Source organism: Burkholderia cepacia complex sp. TUM26381 (genome assembly GCF_057439935.1).
Genome location: NZ_CM172007.1, coordinates 3,087,425 through 3,101,755 on the forward strand (window position 1 = coordinate 3,087,425; position 14,331 = coordinate 3,101,755).

The following is a 14,331-nucleotide window of genomic DNA, read 5'->3' on the forward strand; positions in this document are numbered from 1 at the left end:
ATCGCGCAACGATACGGCCTGCCTGACCGCAAGCCCCGCCTACGACACTTCGATCAATCGAGATAGTCCGCGTATTCCTTGCGCGAATAACCGGCGAGCGTCTGCCACGGCAACGTCTCGCGCCGCGCGGCCGCCGCCGGGGTCAGCGTCAGCTTGCGCATGACGCGCCCATCGGCACTCCGGTATTCGACCGACAGCGGCGCCTGCAGCCGCTCGCTCCACAGGATCCGGTTCACCCCACGCGCGCCGGGCGTATCGACGGCCTGCTCGTACCAGAGCGTACCGGGCGCGTCGCCGCGCCTGGCGACCGCGAGCCGCTTCAGCTGCGAAGGCGGCGTCACGTAATACGCGTTGTCCCACGAGCCGTCGAAGCCCGTGGTTTCGTACTCGGCCGGCGGCACGCTGACGACCGTCCGGTTCGTTGCATCGACGTACTCGATGCGCGCCGCCTTGCCGTCGTACGTGACGTGCCGCGCGGCCGCCTGGAAGTTGAAGTGCTTGTGCCCGGCGTGTGCCGCAGCCGGCTGCACGCCGGTGCGGCGGCCCGCGTCATGGTCGTGGTCATGGCCGTGATCGTCGCCATGACCGCCGCCGGCCGCCGCGGCGGGCAGCATGCGCTCGACCCATACGTGCCCGTCGCGCCGCACCATCCGTTCGCGATACAGCGTCGTGCGTGTCACGCCGTCGGCCGTGACCGTACGGCTCTCGTGCAGCAGCACGGCGTCGAGGTCCGCCGCTGCAAAAGCCGGCAGTGCAGCCATCCCGCAGGCGAGCGCACAGAGGATCTGACGTTTCATCGGGCGTTCCCGTTCATCATGCAATCACCAGGCTCAGAAACCGAACGCCGAACGGACGAGACCGAACACCTTCGTGTTGTCGATCGTGCCCTTGAACGCCTTCGCATCCGCGCCGTCGGCAAACAGCATCACGTCGCCGCCGCCATGCGTCTCCGAACCCGCGCTGCCCATCCGCACGCCCACTTCCTGCAGATACGCCTCGTTCATCGCGGTGGCCGAATCGACCGACGTACGCACGTTCGGCCGGTTCGCGCCGTTGCCGAACACCAGCGTCGTGTAGGTATTGCCGTCGGCATCCTTGCTCGGCTGGCCGTCGCGATAATTGCGGCTGATGTCGAGAATCGGATTGCCGCGCTTCGAATAGCCGTTGATCGTCATCGTGTGGTCGTGGTCGGCCGTCACGACGATCAGCGTATTCGACAGGTCGACCTTCGACAGCGCGACGCGGATCGCTTCGTCGAACGCCGCCGTATCCTCGAGCGCGCGCTTCGCGTTGGTCCCGTGCAGCGCGTGATCGATCCGGCCGCCTTCGACCATCAGGAAATAGCCGTTCGAATTCTTCGACAGCACGTCGATCGCCTTCGACGTCATGTCGGCCAGGCTCGGCTGCGTCGGCCCTTCGCCCTTGCCCGCGACACGGTCGAGTTCGTACTCGAGATGGCTCGTCGAGCTGAAGAGGCCCACCAGCTTGCCGTTGCCGGCTTGCGCGAGCTGATCCTTGGTGGCAACAACCGTGTAGCCCTTTGCCTTCATCTCGTTGAGCAGGTTGCGCCCGTCCGCGCGCCCGCGCTTGTTCGACACCGAATCGAACGGCGTCCAGTGGTTGCGGCCGCCGCCCATCAGCACGTCGACGCCGTCGCCGAGCGCCGCGTTGTAGCCGGCGCCGCCCGGTGCCGCCTGCGCAGCGATGTCGTACTGCGCATCGCGATGGCAGATGTGCGAATAGGTCGCGGCCGGCGTCGCATGCGTGAGCTCGGTCGTCGTGATCGCACCGACCGCCTTGCCGCGTGCCTTCGCCAGTTCCAGCAGCGTCGACACCGGCTGGCCGTTGCCCGGCGCGCAGTTGTTGACGGTCTTGTTGCCATTGGCGTCGTTGCCGGGCGCCACGGCGCGCGTGTCGGACGACATCGACAGCACTTCGTTGTTCATCTTTACGCCGGTCATGTACGCGGCCATCGACGGCGCGCTGTCGGTCGTCTGCGCGTCGTTCGAGAAGGTCTTGACGCGCGCGGTGCGCGCCAGCTTCTCCATCGTCAGTTGTCCCGACTCGCCGACCTTGTAGATCCGGCTCGCCGTCACGGTCGTCGGCCCCATGCCGTCGCCGAGAAAGAAAATCACGTTCTTCGCCTGGCCGGCGGCCTGCGCCGCGCCGCACGCGAAACCCGCGACGGCCAGCGCCGCCGCGATGCACTTGATGGTCGACATCCTGTATTCCCCTGTACCCGTGTTGTCGGCGCTCAAAGCTGCACCGCGTTGCGCACCAGCTCGAACACCTTGTTGTTCTCGATCACGCCGTGGAACGCATCCGCGCCGCGACCGATCGCACCGAGGAACACATCGGTGCCGCCGTGCGTCTCGTTGCCCTTGTCCATCCGCACGACCGCCTCCTGGCGATAGTCGTCGGCGCCCGTCACCGCATCGGTGAGCGCGGTGCCCGCGCGGCTGCCCTGCACGCGGTTCTCGCCGTTGCCGAAGCCGATGATCGTGTACGGCGCGCCGTCCGCGTCCTTCGCGATCGCGCCCGTCTGGTAGCTGCGCAGCACGCCCAGCACGCCGGGCTTGCCCGCTTCGGTCTTGCCCGTGCGCGCCGCATAGCCGTTCAGCACCAGCGTGTGGTCGTGATCGGCCGTGACGACGATCAGCGTGTTCTTCAGGTCGGGATCGGTCTTGCGGACCTTGTCGAGCGTCGCCTTGATCGCGTTGTCGAACGCGACCGTGTCCTGCAGCGCGCGCTTCGCATTGGTGTCGTGCAGCGCGTGATCGATCCGGCCGCCCTCGACCATCAGGAAATAGCCGTTCGGGTTGTTCTGCAGCACGTCGAGCGCGCGCGTCGCCATGTCGGTGAGGCTCGGTTCCTTGGTCGCGCCGCGATCGAGGTCGTAGCTCATGTGGCTCGACGAGAACAGGCCGACCAGCTTGCCGCTCTTCGTCGCATCGGCGGCCAGCAGGTCGTCGCGGTTCTGCGCGACCGCATAGCCCTTCGCCTTCAGTTCGTTGACCAGGTGGCGGCCGTCGGTGCGCTTGCCGCCGCCGTCCTTCGGCACGAAGAACTGCGTGCCGCCGCCGAGCACGACGTCGACGCCGTCGCCCAGCGCGCCGTTGTAGCCCGCGCCGCCCGGCACGAGCTGCGCGGCGATGTCGTTCTCGGCATCGCGATGGCACACGTGCGCGTAGGTTGCAGCAGGCGTCGCGTGCGTGACGCGCGTGGTCGTCACGACGCCGGTGGCCATCCCCTTCGCCTTCGCGATTTCGAGCAGCGTCGACACCGACTTGCCGTTGTTCGCGCCGCAGTTGCCGGTGAGGCCGGCGCTCGGCTCGATCGCCTTCGTGTCGGGCGACATCGAGATCACTTCGTTGTTGGTCTTGACGCCGGTCATGTACGCCGACATCGACGGCGCGCTGTCCGTCACCTGCGCGTCGTTCGAATACGTCTTGATGAACGCGGTTTCCGGCAGCGTGTCGATCGTGAGCGCGCCGTCTTCACCGACACCGTAGATGCGCGCGGCCGTCAGCGTCGTCATCCCCATCCCGTCGCCGAGGAAGAAGATCACGTTGCGCGCCGCTGCCTTCACGGGGGCGGGCGTCGAGCTGGTCGGGCCGTCGTCGCTGCCGCAGCCGGCCAGCGCAAAGGCGCCGGCACACAGCAGCGCCGCCATTTTGATTCGATTCATGTTGCCGGTTCTCCCCGCCGTTGATGCTTTCGAAATGAAAGGCGATGGTAGGAACCTGATGTGACGGCAAGATGAATGGAAATTGGAAGGATCGGTATGACTTATGAAAGGATGCGGCAGGCCGCCGCGTCCGGATACCCCGCGCGTGGCCGCGTCACTCCGCGTGTTCGGCAGTGGCGCTGCGCACGGTCACGATGCGCGCGGGCGGAATATTTGCCCAGACGATCCGGCTGCCGCGGACAACGAATGCCGAATCGCCGAGCGGATGACGGCCGGGCGGCCGCAGATCGTACGTGAACTGAATCATCACGCCGTCAGCCGACAGCACGCGACGACATTGATCGACGATCGCCGTCACGGCCTCGCGCGGCAGCGTGCGCAACGGCAGGCACGACACGATCGCATCGACGCGCGCATCGGGCGGCAACAGCCGCTCGAGCTGCCGCGCATCGCCCGATACGACCGAGATGCCGGGAAAGCGTCGTCGCAGGTGCTGCACGAACGCCGGCGAACGCTCGACCACGACGAGGCGCCGTGGCGCGACGCCGCGTTCGAGCAACGCCGCGGTGATCGCGCCGGTGCCGCCGCCAAGCTCGACGACCAGCCCGTCACCGTCCGGCACCGCATCGGCCATCTCGCGCGCCAGGTGCCGCGAACTCGGGCACAACGCGCCCACCGCGGCCGGACGGCCGACCCACTCGCGCACGAACAGTGCCGAGACACGCCACGCATTCGGCCACATCATGGGCAGCCCTTGAGCAGTTGCGCCGCCCGCGGCGACGTGCCGAAGACTTGATGGAACAGGGCTACGGCGACACGGGGCTTTGGCATGCGCATCCTCCTGGACGAATCGGTCCGCCGCAGGAAGAGCGACGATCAAATCGATTCTAGGAAACGCAAACTTAAGGCGACGTGAAGATTGACCCTGATTCCCCTGATCAATTCGTGCCCGATCAGCCGCCGGACGCGTTCAGCGATCGACGCGCTGCTGCAAGTGCGCGGGATAACGTTCGCCGACGATCCGGATCTGCTGCAGCGCGGCCTCGATCGCGGCGAGATCGTCGGCCGTCAGCGTGACGGCGGCCGCACCGACGTTCTCGTCGAGCCGGTGCAGCTTCGTCGTGCCCGGAATCGGCACGATCCACGGCTTGCGGGCCAGCAGCCAGGCCAGCGCGATCTGCGCGCGCGTCGCGCCTTTATCGGTCGCAATGCGGCCGAGCAGATCGACGAGGCCCGCGTTCGCCTTGCGGTTTTCCTCGGAGAAACGCGGCACGAGATTGCGGAAATCGTCGGCGGCGAACGTCGTGTTCGCATCGATCGCGCCGGTCAGGAAACCTTTACCGAGCGGGCTGAACGGCACGAAGCCGATGCCGAGTTCCTCGAGCGTCGGCAGGATCCGCGCTTCCGGCTCGCGCCACCACAGCGAGTACTCGCTTTGCAGCGCGGCGACCGGCTGCACCGCGTGTGCGCGGCGAATCGTCCGCTCGCCGGCTTCCGACAGTCCGAAGTGCGCGACCTTGCCCTCGCGGATCAGGTCCTTGACCGTGCCGGCCACGTCTTCGATCGGCACGTTCGGATCGACGCGATGCTGATAGAACAGATCGATGCGGTCGATCTTCAGCCGCTTCAGCGCCGCATCGGCCACTTCGCGGATACGCGACGGCCGGCTGTCGACGCCCTTCATCGCCTGCCCGTCCTCGAAGCCGAACTTGGTCGCGATCGCGACCTGGTCGCGAAACGGCGCAACCGCCTCGCCGACCAGCGCCTCGTTGACGAACGGGCCATACGCTTCCGCCGTATCGAAGAACGTCACGCCGCGCTCGAACGCGGCACGGATCAGCGCGATGCCGCTGGCCTTGTCGGTGGCCGGGCCGTAGCCGTAACTCAATCCCATGCAGCCGAGCCCGATTGCCGAGACTTCGAGGCCGCTGTTTCCCAGTGCACGCTTTTGCATGAATGGCTCCTGCTGAAAATGAAGGCGAATGCCGAGGAAGCCAGTGTAGGTTGATGGATACTGCTCAACAATCGGCGTACCATTTCATGCGTTATTGAGGGAATCTCACAAATGCTGCGCACCGGCATCGGCGAACTGACGACTTTCATCACGATCGCGGAGCAGCGCAGCTTCAGCGGCGCGGCGCGTATCCTGGGCGTATCGCCGTCGGCGCTGAGCCACGCGATCCGCCACCTCGAAGCGCGGCTCGGCGTGCGGCTGTTCAACCGCACGACGCGTTCCGTCGCGCTGACGGAAGCCGGCGAACAACTGCTGCTGCGCGTCCGGCCCGCGGTGGCCGATCTCGAGGATGCGCTGAACGACGCCGCGACCGCCCGCAACCGGCCGTCCGGCCAGATCCGGATCAGCGCGTCGGAAGCGGCATCGCGCCCGCTGATCCTGCACGTGCTGCCGGCGTTCGCCGCGCGCTATCCGGACATCCACGTCGAATTCGTCGTCGATTCGCGGCTGATCGACATCGTCGAGCACGGCTTCGACGCGGGCATCCGCGTGCACGAAGACGTGCCGCGCGACATGATCGCGGTGCGCTTCGGCGATCCGCTGCGCTTCATCGCAGTTGCATCGCCCGGCTACCTGACGCGGCACGCCGCGCCGGAGAGCCCGCAGGATCTCGCGCGTCATGCGTGCATCCGCTACCGGTTCGAAAGCGGCACGCTCCTTCGCTGGGACCTGATGCGCGACGGCAGACGCGTGACCGTCGATGTCGACGGGCCGCTGACACTCGGCAACCAGAACCTGATGATCGACGCGGCGCTGGGCGGCCTCGGGATCGCGTGGGTCACGGCATCGCGTGTCGCCGACCACGTGGCCGCCGGGCGGCTCGTGCACGTGCTGCCGCAATGGGGCCAGGACTTCGGCGCGCTGTGCCTCTACTATCCGGCGAACCGGCATCCGCCAGCCGCGTTGCGGCTGTTCGTCGAGGCCGTGCGTGAGTGGGCCGCTGCCGGACGCGAAGCGGCGACGGACTGAACGCACGCGGCACGCCGAGCCTGCCTGCGCACTCAGCGTGTCGAACGCATCCGGATGTTCGCGAACGGCAGGCCGTCGTCGTCTTCGTCGCGCCGCGAGACTTCCTCGAAACCGAGCCGTCCGTAGAACGCGCGGGCGTCGCGATTGTCGGCATACACCTCCAGGGCGAGCGCGCCCTTGATCGCGAGCGCGTGCTCGACCAGTGCGCGACCGATCCCGTGGCCGTGCATCGCCGGCGCGACGAACAACCCGCCGATCGCCCCGTCGAGCAGGCCGATGAAACCGACCGGCTCGTCCGCGCGACAGGCAACCCAGGTTTCCGAGCGAGGCAGGTAGATGTCCTCGACGAGCGTGCGCTGCTGGCGCAGGCGCGCGTCGCCGAGGAATGGATGCGCGAGCATCGATGCGTCGAACCAGATGGCCGACAGTGCGTGCAGGTCGGATGGTTGGTAGGTGCGAATCAGGATATCCATGCTTCCGTGTCGTTCGACCGGCAACGCAAAACGGGCGCGGCCACGACGCGCCCCGTACCGCATCACCGCAGGTTGGTTCTCGCAAGCTCGACGATCTCGTCGCCGCGCCCGCTGAGGATCGCGCGCAGCATGAACAGGCTGAAGCCCTTCGCATGCGCGAACTCGATCTTCGGCGGCATCGCCAGCTCGTACTTCGACGTCACGACGTCGACAACGGCCGGCCCGTCATGCGCGAACGCCATGCGCAGCGCTTCCTCGACGTTCTCCGAATGCTCGACGCGCACGCTGAAGATGCCCGCCCCCTTCGCGATCGCCGCGAAATCGGTCGGACTCAGGTCGACGTTCGTATCGAGATAGCCGGCCGCCTTCAGTTCCATCGACACGAAGCCGAGCAGGCTGTTGTTGTACACGACGATCTTGATCGGCAGGTTGAGCTGGCGCGCGCTCAGCAGATCGCCGAGCAGCATCGACAGCCCGCCGTCGCCGGACAGCGCCACGACCTGCCGCCCGGGATGCGCGCCTTGCGCGCCGAGCGCCTGCGGCATCGCGTTCGCCATCGACCCGTGATTGAACGAGCCGTGCAGTTGCCGCTGGCCGTTCATCGTCAGGTAGCGTGCGGCCCACAGCGTCGGCGTGCCGACGTCGGCCGTGAAGATCGCGTCGTCGGCCGCGACTTCGTCGACGATCTTCGTCAGGTACTGCGGATGAATCGCGCGGCCCGGCGGCTCGGCCACCGCGAGATCGTCGAGCCCCTTGCGCGCCGCCGCGTAGTGCTTCAGCGCATTCTCGAGGAAGCGCCGCTGCGTCTTGCGTGTCAGGCGCGGCAGCAGCGCCGCGATCGTTTCCTTCACCGTGCCGACGAGGCCGAGCGCAAGCGGCGCGCGATGGCCGAGCTGCGAGCCCTTCCAGTCGATCTGCGCGACCTTCGCGTTCGTCGGATAGAACGGCCGGTACGGGAAATCCGTGCCGAGCATCAGCAGCGTGTCGCACGATTCCATCGCGTGATAGCCGGAGCTGAAACCGATCAGCCCCGTCATCCCGACGTCGAACGGGTTGTCCCATTCGACGAACTGCTTGCCGCGCAGCGCATGCACGACCGGTGCGCCGAGCATGTCGGCCAGCGCGACCACTTCGTCATGCGCGCCCTGCGTACCGCTGCCGCACAGCAGCGTGACCGCGTCGGATGCGTTGAGCAGCGCCGCGAGCCGGTCGAGATCGGCATCGGCCGGCAGGATCGACGGCGGCGCGGAATCGCTCCATGCCGGCGCCTCTTCCGGGCCGTCGCCGAGCGCGATGTCGCCCGGCAGCACGATCACCGCAACGCCGCGCGCCTCGATCGCGGTGCGCATCGCCCGCGCGAGCACGCGCGGAAACTGCGACGCATTCGTCACGAGTTCGACGAAGTGGCTGCACTCGCGGAACAGATCCTGCGGATGGGTTTCCTGGAAGTAGCCGAGGCCGATCTCGGTGGACGGGATGTGCGCGGCGATCGCGAGCACCGGCTGGTGATTGCGGTGGCAGTCGTACAGCCCGTTGATCAGGTGCAGGTTGCCGGGGCCGCAACTGCCCGCGCACACCGCGAGCCGCCCGGTCGACGCGGCATCGGCGCCGGCCGCGAACGCGGCGCTCTCCTCGTGCCGCGTATGCATCCAGCGGATCGAGCCGATCTGGCTCAGGCTGAACGACAGGCCGTTCAGACTGTCGCCCGTCACGCCCCAGATGCGCTCGACGCCCGCTGCCGCCAGCGTCTTCGCCAGGTATTCCGCCATCGATTGTCTTGCCATGATGCCCTCGCTGTTGATGGATCGAGACACGCATGAGCCGGACGTGCATGCGCAGCCGGCAGCGACCGAACGAGCATACGCGATTGGTCCGCGCCGCGTCGTGACCGCGCAAGCGGGCCGACTGCCGTAGGACGCGCTGGCGCGCGACGGGTTCGATCCGGTGCGGCGAGCGTCATGGTTCCGTCACCGCGCCGTCAGCGAACGGACCGGCGGACAGGTCGTGCGCTCAGCTCCAGTCGGACGCCGACTCGTCCGGATCGACGAGCGTGAGCCCCGCCGCCGGCAGCGGCAACGCGGTCTTGTAGCGCACCTGCTTCAGCGCGAAGCTCGACCGGATGTTCGACACGCCCGGAATCGTCGTCAGCCGCTCGATGATGAAGCGTTCGAGCGTGCGCATGTCCGGCATCACGACGCGCAGCAGGTAGTCGGCGTCGCCCGACATCAGGTAGCACTCCATCACCTCGGGCCGCTGCGAGATCGCCTCCTCGAAGCGCTGCAACGCGTCCTCGACCTGCTTCTCGAGGCTGACCTGGATGAACACGTTGATCCGCAGCCCAAGCGGCTCGGGATCCAGCAGCGTGACCTGCTGCCGGAACAACCCCAGCTTCTCGAGCGCGCGCACGCGGTTGAAGCACGGCGTCGTCGACAGGTTCACCGCGCGCGCCAGTTCCGCGTTCGTGATCCGCGCGTTCTGCTGAAGCTGGTTCAGGATGCCGATGTCGATGCGGTCGAGCCGCTTCGGGGAGGTGCTCATGGCCTGAATATTCCTTATCTCGCGACGATTCCAGAATATTTACACTATCCAGACACAAATTCCCAATGAAATCAGACGCATATTCTGCGGATCGGCGCGTAGCATGAGTCCCATTGATGCGTGCCGCCGCCGGCGCGCGAGGAGACTGGCATGACGGATCTGTCGAACGGTATCGAACACGCGCAGCGCGCGGCCCTCGCGCGCGTCGATGCGGACCCGGAAGAAACCGCCGAATGGCTCGAGGCGCTCGACGCGGTGGTTGCACACGTCGGCCGCGACCGCGCGCAATACCTGTTCGACCGGCTCGCCGAGCATGCGCGCGCGACGGGCCTCGCATCGTCGCGCACACCCGTCACGCGCTACCTGAACACGATTGCGCTCGCCGAGCAGCCGCCGTATCCGGGCGACCTCGACCTGGAGGAACGGCTGTCGGCCGCGCTGCGCTGGAACGCGCTTGCGATGGTCGTGCGCGCGAACCGCGCGTACGGCGAGCTTGGCGGCCACATCGCGAGTTATGCGTCGGCGTCCGACCTGTTCGAAACCGGCTTCAACCACTTCTTCCGCGCGGCGCCGCCCGAGACCGGCGATGCAACCGGCACGGCCAGCGGCGATCTCGTGTACTTCCAGCCGCATTCGTCGCCGGGCGTCTATGCGCGCGCGTATCTCGAAGGTTTCCTCACCGAGGATCACCTGAAGCACTATCGCCGCGAAATCGCCGGCCCGGGCCTGTGCTCGTATCCGCACCCGTGGCTGATGCCCGATTTCTGGCAATTCCCGACCGGCTCGATGGGGATCGGCCCGATCAACGCGATCTACCAGGCGCGCTTCATGCGCTACCTGCAGCATCGCGGCCTCGCGAACACCGCGGGCCGCACCGTGTGGGGTTTCTTCGGCGACGGCGAGATGGACGAACCCGAATCGCTCGGCGCGCTGTCGCTCGCCGCGCGCGAAGGGCTCGACAACCTCGTGTTCGTGATCAACTGCAACCTGCAGCGGCTCGACGGCCCGGTGCGCGGCAACGGCCGCGTGATCGACGAGCTCGAAGCGCAGTTCGCGGGCGCCGGCTGGAACGTGATCAAGGTGTTGTGGGGCTCCGACTGGGATCCGCTGTTCGCGCGCGATCACGCGGGCGCGCTCGCGCGCGCGTTCGCCGGCACCGTCGACGGACAGTTCCAGACCTTCTCCGCGAACGACGGCGCATACAACCGCGCGCGCTTTTTCAGCCAGGATCCCGCACTCGAAGCGCTCGCCGCGCAGCTCACCGATGCGGAGATCGACCGCCTGCGCCGCGGCGGCCACGACGCGCGCAAGCTGCACGCCGCGTATGCGCGTGCGCTCGCGCACCGCGGCCAGCCAACGGTGATTCTCGCGAAGACGATGAAGGGTTACGGGATGGGTGCGGCCGGCCAGGGCCGGATGACGACCCATCAGCAGAAGAAGCTCGACGTCGACGATCTGAAGGCGTTCCGCGACCGCTTCCGGTTGCCGCTGTCGGACAGCGACGTCGAGCAACTGAAGTTTTACAAGCCAGCGGAAGACAGCCCGGAAATGCGTTACCTGCATGCCCGCCGGGCTGCCCTGGGAGGCTATCTGCCCAGAAGGCGGATGGCGGCATCGAAGGGGCTGACCGTCCCTTCGATGCCGGCCTGGGGAGCGTTCGCGCTGGACGCGGCCGGCCGGGAGATGTCGACGACGATGGCGCTCGTGCGCATGCTCGCCGCGTTGATCAAGGATCGCGACATCGGCTCGCGCGTCGTGCCGATCGTGGCCGACGAAGCGCGCACGTTCGGCATGGCCAGCCTGTTCCGGCAGGTCGGCATCTACTCGCCGCTCGGCCAGCGTTACGAGCCGGAAGACCTCGGTTCGATGCTCTATTACCGCGAGGACACGCGCGGCCAGATTCTCGAGGAAGGCATCTCGGAGGCGGGCGCGATCTCGTCGTGGATCGCGGCCGCGACGTCGTACAGCGTGCACGACCTGCCGATGCTGCCGTTCTACATCTACTACTCGATGTTCGGCTTCCAGCGCATCGGCGACCTGATCTGGGCCGCCGCCGACCAGCGCTCGCGCGGCTTCCTCGTCGGCGCGACGTCCGGGCGCACCACGCTCGGCGGCGAGGGATTGCAGCATCAGGACGGCAGCAGCCATCTCGCCGCGTCGACGATCCCGAACTGCCGCGCGTACGATCCGGCGCTCGCGTATGAAGTCGCGGCGATCGTCGATGCCGGCATGCGCGAAATGGTCGAACAGCAGCGCGACGTGTTCTATTACGTGACGGTCACGAACGAGAACTACGCGCAGCCGTCCGCGCCGGACGGCGATCCCGACGTGCTGCGCGAAGGCATCCTGAAGGGCATTCATCTGCTGCCGGCCGAATCGAATGCGCGCGCGCGCGTGCAGTTGCTCGGCGCGGGCGCGATCCTCGGCGAGGTGCTCGCCGCGCAACGGATGCTGAAGGACGACTGGGGGATCGACGCGGCCGTGTGGAGCGTCACGAGCTTCACCGAACTGCAGCGCGACGGGATGGAAGCCGAGCGACTCACGCGGCTTGGTGAGGATACCGGCACAATGCCTTACGTGACCGCCGCGCTCGCCGCAACGCGCGGGCCCGTGATTGCCGCGACCGACTACGTGCGCGCGGTGCCGGAACTGATCCGCGCGTACTTGCCGCGCCGCTACGTGACGCTGGGCACCGACGGGTTCGGGCGCAGCGACACGCGCGACGCGCTGCGTGCGTTCTTCGAAGTCGATCGCGCGAGCATCGTGCTCGCCGCGCTGAAGGCGCTGGCGGACGATGGGGAACTCGATGCGGCTGTCGTGCGCGACGCGCGAGCGCGTCTCGGCAAGCCCGCGCAGCCAGGCGTCGCGCCATGGCAGCGCTGACCGGACGACGCGACCGCCCGGCACTCGACGACTGTTCGTCGATCCAGGCAAACCAACCGGTTAGCCAAAGAGGCCAGGATCCAGCGCGAACGCTTCCTTGCTGAACACTTTCACACTCGAAGCGAAATCCGCATGCAGCGGGTTCAGCAACACGTTGAAGTCGGTCGGTCAAACGATTGACGGTACGCGCATCGCCAACGGCTCGCCCGCTTCAAGCCAGACCTGCCCGATCCGGGCGGTCGACTCCGGATCCTGCGACAGTACCGCCCGATCGTCCGGCAGGTCCGGCTGGTACGCGTTGTCATGGACGGTGTCGGGCACTTCCAGCGTCACCAGAAAAAATCCGCCAGCGGGAAGCAAGCCGGACAGATGGACGAGCGCCTCGAGCAACGACGTCGACGCATGGCAGCAGGTGAACAGCACACGCATGCCGCGCGGATTCCAGCGGCCACCTGCGATCGCCGCGCCGTTCCCGCTCAGGTCGTCGGCCAGGTAGTGCCCCTTTCGTTCTTTCGCGAGACGATACAACCTCACGCGGCGACCCCGAACTGGGCACGGTTCAGAATGTCGCGCACCCGGTCGTAGCCGGGCTGGACGTCGAGCACTTCGAGCGGCTTCAACCGTTCGAGCTCCGCGTTCGCCCGGCTCATCCACACCGCTGCGCGCTCGCGGTCTTCAAACAGATCGGTAGCGAGATCCAGCACATAGAGCACGCGCGCAACGCGATCGGACTCGCCTTGCGACAACCGGCCGTGTTTGGCGATTTTCCGCAGAATGGTCGAGCTGGGAAGGCTCAGCGCGCTCAGGAGGGACTGAACCGGCACGCCAAGCAACTCGCGCGCGACGCGCTCGATGATGACCGCATCGAAACCCTCCGCGATCGTGCGCCGCTGCAACATCGGCGCCATCCGGCGAAAGGTGTCGAAATCGCCCTTGCCGGCGCCCAGACCGTTCGAACTGCCCGCCGGCGCCGCGGGTGTGGTCGCCGTCATTGCGACTCCCAAATGGGTCAATGTGAATTCCCATTGCATGCAACCAATCGAGAACTTCCAATCAACCAAATGGCATAGCCGTCACTACCGGGAACCGCCCGCGCGCCGCGCTACACCGGCAGCGCGTGCGTCGACAGGATCTCCTTGAGCACCATGAACGAGCGCACCTGCCGCACGCCCGGCAGGTAGATCAGCTGCTCCGCGTGCAGCCGGTTGAAGCTCTCGTTGTCGCGCGTGCGCACCAGCATGAAGTAATCGAATTCACCGGTCACGACGTGGCACTCCACGCACCCCGACACCTTCTGAGCGGCCTTCTCGAACGCGGCGAACGCTTCCGGCGTCGAGCGGTCGAGCACGAACCCGATCACGACGAGCATGCCGGCCCCGAGCGGTTTCGGGTCGAGCAGCGCGACGATCCCGCGAATCATCCCCATCTCCTTGAGCCGCTCGACGCGCCGCAGGCACGCCGGCGCGCTCAGCTTCACCTTCGCGGCGAGGCTCACGTTCGAGATCGACGCGTCCTGCTGAAGCTGCCTGAGGATCGCGCGATCGATGCGATCGAGCGCGGGTGCGGCGTCAGCCGACGAAGCCGAACGTCCACTTAATTTCATTGCGTCTTCCTCCGTTTCTGCGAACTCAAATTTTGATATTGATGTTCGAATCATTATCAACGTAGGCCGACGATATTTATTTCGCAAGCTCATTTCTCGCCTGCATGCCTATCATTTTTTATCGGGAGACGCCGTGCCGGTTGCTCCCGAGCGCACCGATTCC

12 protein-coding genes and 1 pseudogene are annotated in these 14,331 nt (G+C 66.9%); 2 read left to right on the forward strand and 11 right to left on the reverse strand.

The genetic code is table 11. The features are described from left to right. Positions 1 to 53 precede the first annotated feature (53 nt). The 5 genes from ACWMMN_RS30640 to ACWMMN_RS30660 all read right to left on the reverse strand — a co-directional run bounded on the left by ACWMMN_RS30640 (position 54) and on the right by ACWMMN_RS30660 (position 5,642). Entirely contained in the window at positions 54 to 797 is a 744-nt protein-coding gene (locus ACWMMN_RS30640) for a hypothetical protein (RefSeq protein WP_486423580.1), read from the reverse strand. Positions 798 to 830: 33 nt separating this feature from the next. Further along, complete coding sequence (locus ACWMMN_RS30645) at positions 831 to 2,222, reverse strand: alkaline phosphatase (protein ID WP_059237833.1); 1,392 nt, start codon at positions 2,220 to 2,222, stop codon at positions 831 to 833. 32 nt (positions 2,223 to 2,254) lie between these two features. Continuing rightward, complete coding sequence (locus ACWMMN_RS30650; RefSeq protein WP_256086875.1) at positions 2,255 to 3,688, reverse strand: alkaline phosphatase; 1,434 nt, start codon at positions 3,686 to 3,688, stop codon at positions 2,255 to 2,257. A 154-nt stretch (positions 3,689 to 3,842) separates the two neighbouring features. Further along, a complete protein-coding gene (locus ACWMMN_RS30655) occupies positions 3,843 to 4,433 on the reverse strand; it encodes a class I SAM-dependent methyltransferase (protein ID WP_256086876.1) in 591 nt (196 codons plus the stop codon). A gap of 225 nt (positions 4,434 to 4,658) precedes the next feature. Next, positions 4,659 to 5,642, reverse strand: a complete 984-nt coding sequence (locus tag ACWMMN_RS30660; RefSeq protein WP_059237836.1) for an aldo/keto reductase — start codon at positions 5,640 to 5,642, stop codon at positions 4,659 to 4,661. Between the two features lie 111 nt (positions 5,643 to 5,753). On the opposite strand from ACWMMN_RS30660, the gene ACWMMN_RS30665 reads away from it, so the two are divergent. Then, positions 5,754 to 6,671, forward strand: a complete 918-nt coding sequence (locus ACWMMN_RS30665; protein ID WP_059237837.1) for a LysR family transcriptional regulator — start codon at positions 5,754 to 5,756, stop codon at positions 6,669 to 6,671. Positions 6,672 to 6,703: 32 nt separating this feature from the next. Here the strand turns inward: ACWMMN_RS30665 and ACWMMN_RS30670 are convergent, their stop codons facing one another. The 3 genes from ACWMMN_RS30670 to ACWMMN_RS30680 all read right to left on the reverse strand — a co-directional run bounded on the left by ACWMMN_RS30670 (position 6,704) and on the right by ACWMMN_RS30680 (position 9,682). Next, positions 6,704 to 7,144, reverse strand: coding sequence for a GNAT family N-acetyltransferase (locus ACWMMN_RS30670; protein ID WP_486423581.1), 441 nt, complete (start codon positions 7,142 to 7,144; stop codon positions 6,704 to 6,706). Positions 7,145 to 7,206: 62 nt separating this feature from the next. Then, complete coding sequence (poxB, locus tag ACWMMN_RS30675; protein ID WP_486423582.1) at positions 7,207 to 8,928, reverse strand: ubiquinone-dependent pyruvate dehydrogenase; 1,722 nt, start codon at positions 8,926 to 8,928, stop codon at positions 7,207 to 7,209. A gap of 226 nt (positions 8,929 to 9,154) precedes the next feature. Next, the gene (locus ACWMMN_RS30680; protein WP_047901851.1) at positions 9,155 to 9,682 is read right to left on the reverse strand and encodes an Lrp/AsnC family transcriptional regulator; all 528 of its coding nucleotides are present in this window, start codon (positions 9,680 to 9,682) and stop codon (positions 9,155 to 9,157) included. 150 nt (positions 9,683 to 9,832) lie between these two features. On the opposite strand from ACWMMN_RS30680, the gene mdeB reads away from it, so the two are divergent. Then, positions 9,833 to 12,565 (forward strand): alpha-ketoglutarate dehydrogenase, encoded by a 2,733-nt coding sequence (gene mdeB / locus ACWMMN_RS30685; protein WP_486423583.1) that lies wholly within the window; start codon positions 9,833 to 9,835, stop codon positions 12,563 to 12,565. Positions 12,566 to 12,625: 60 nt separating this feature from the next. Here the strand turns inward: mdeB and ACWMMN_RS30690 are convergent. From ACWMMN_RS30690 to ACWMMN_RS30700, 3 genes and pseudogenes are all read right to left on the reverse strand, one after another. Further along, positions 12,626 to 13,099, reverse strand: a pseudogene (locus ACWMMN_RS30690) (RES family NAD+ phosphorylase). After that, on the reverse strand, positions 13,096 to 13,557 hold the full coding sequence (gene parS / locus ACWMMN_RS30695; RefSeq protein WP_059237842.1) for a type II RES/Xre toxin-antitoxin system antitoxin: 462 nt from the start codon (positions 13,555 to 13,557) through the stop codon (positions 13,096 to 13,098). Before parS ends, ACWMMN_RS30690 begins: the two are co-directional and overlap by 4 nt. Positions 13,558 to 13,667: 110 nt before the next feature. Continuing rightward, complete coding sequence (locus ACWMMN_RS30700; RefSeq protein WP_048249817.1) at positions 13,668 to 14,168, reverse strand: Lrp/AsnC family transcriptional regulator; 501 nt, start codon at positions 14,166 to 14,168, stop codon at positions 13,668 to 13,670. Positions 14,169 to 14,331 lie beyond the last annotated feature (163 nt).

Excerpts from the sequence above, each read along its gene's own strand:
- ACWMMN_RS30640 (WP_486423580.1), bottom strand. The coding sequence starts at position 797 with ATGAAACGTCAGATCCTCTGTGCGCTCGCCTGCGGGATGGCTGCACTG.
- ACWMMN_RS30645 (WP_059237833.1), bottom strand. The coding sequence starts at position 2,222 with ATGTCGACCATCAAGTGCATCGCGGCGGCGCTGGCCGTCGCGGGTTTC.
- ACWMMN_RS30650 (WP_256086875.1), bottom strand. The coding sequence starts at position 3,688 with ATGAATCGAATCAAAATGGCGGCGCTGCTGTGTGCCGGCGCCTTTGCG.
- ACWMMN_RS30655 (WP_256086876.1), bottom strand. The coding sequence starts at position 4,433 with ATGATGTGGCCGAATGCGTGGCGTGTCTCGGCACTGTTCGTGCGCGAG.
- ACWMMN_RS30660 (WP_059237836.1), bottom strand. The coding sequence starts at position 5,642 with ATGCAAAAGCGTGCACTGGGAAACAGCGGCCTCGAAGTCTCGGCAATC.
- ACWMMN_RS30665 (WP_059237837.1), top strand. The coding sequence starts at position 5,754 with ATGCTGCGCACCGGCATCGGCGAACTGACGACTTTCATCACGATCGCG.
- ACWMMN_RS30670 (WP_486423581.1), bottom strand. The coding sequence starts at position 7,144 with ATGGATATCCTGATTCGCACCTACCAACCATCCGACCTGCACGCACTG.
- poxB (WP_486423582.1), bottom strand. The coding sequence starts at position 8,928 with ATGGCAAGACAATCGATGGCGGAATACCTGGCGAAGACGCTGGCGGCA.
- ACWMMN_RS30680 (WP_047901851.1), bottom strand. The coding sequence starts at position 9,682 with ATGAGCACCTCCCCGAAGCGGCTCGACCGCATCGACATCGGCATCCTG.
- mdeB (WP_486423583.1), top strand. The coding sequence starts at position 9,833 with ATGACGGATCTGTCGAACGGTATCGAACACGCGCAGCGCGCGGCCCTC.
- parS (WP_059237842.1), bottom strand. The coding sequence starts at position 13,557 with ATGACGGCGACCACACCCGCGGCGCCGGCGGGCAGTTCGAACGGTCTG.
- ACWMMN_RS30700 (WP_048249817.1), bottom strand. The coding sequence starts at position 14,168 with ATGAAATTAAGTGGACGTTCGGCTTCGTCGGCTGACGCCGCACCCGCG.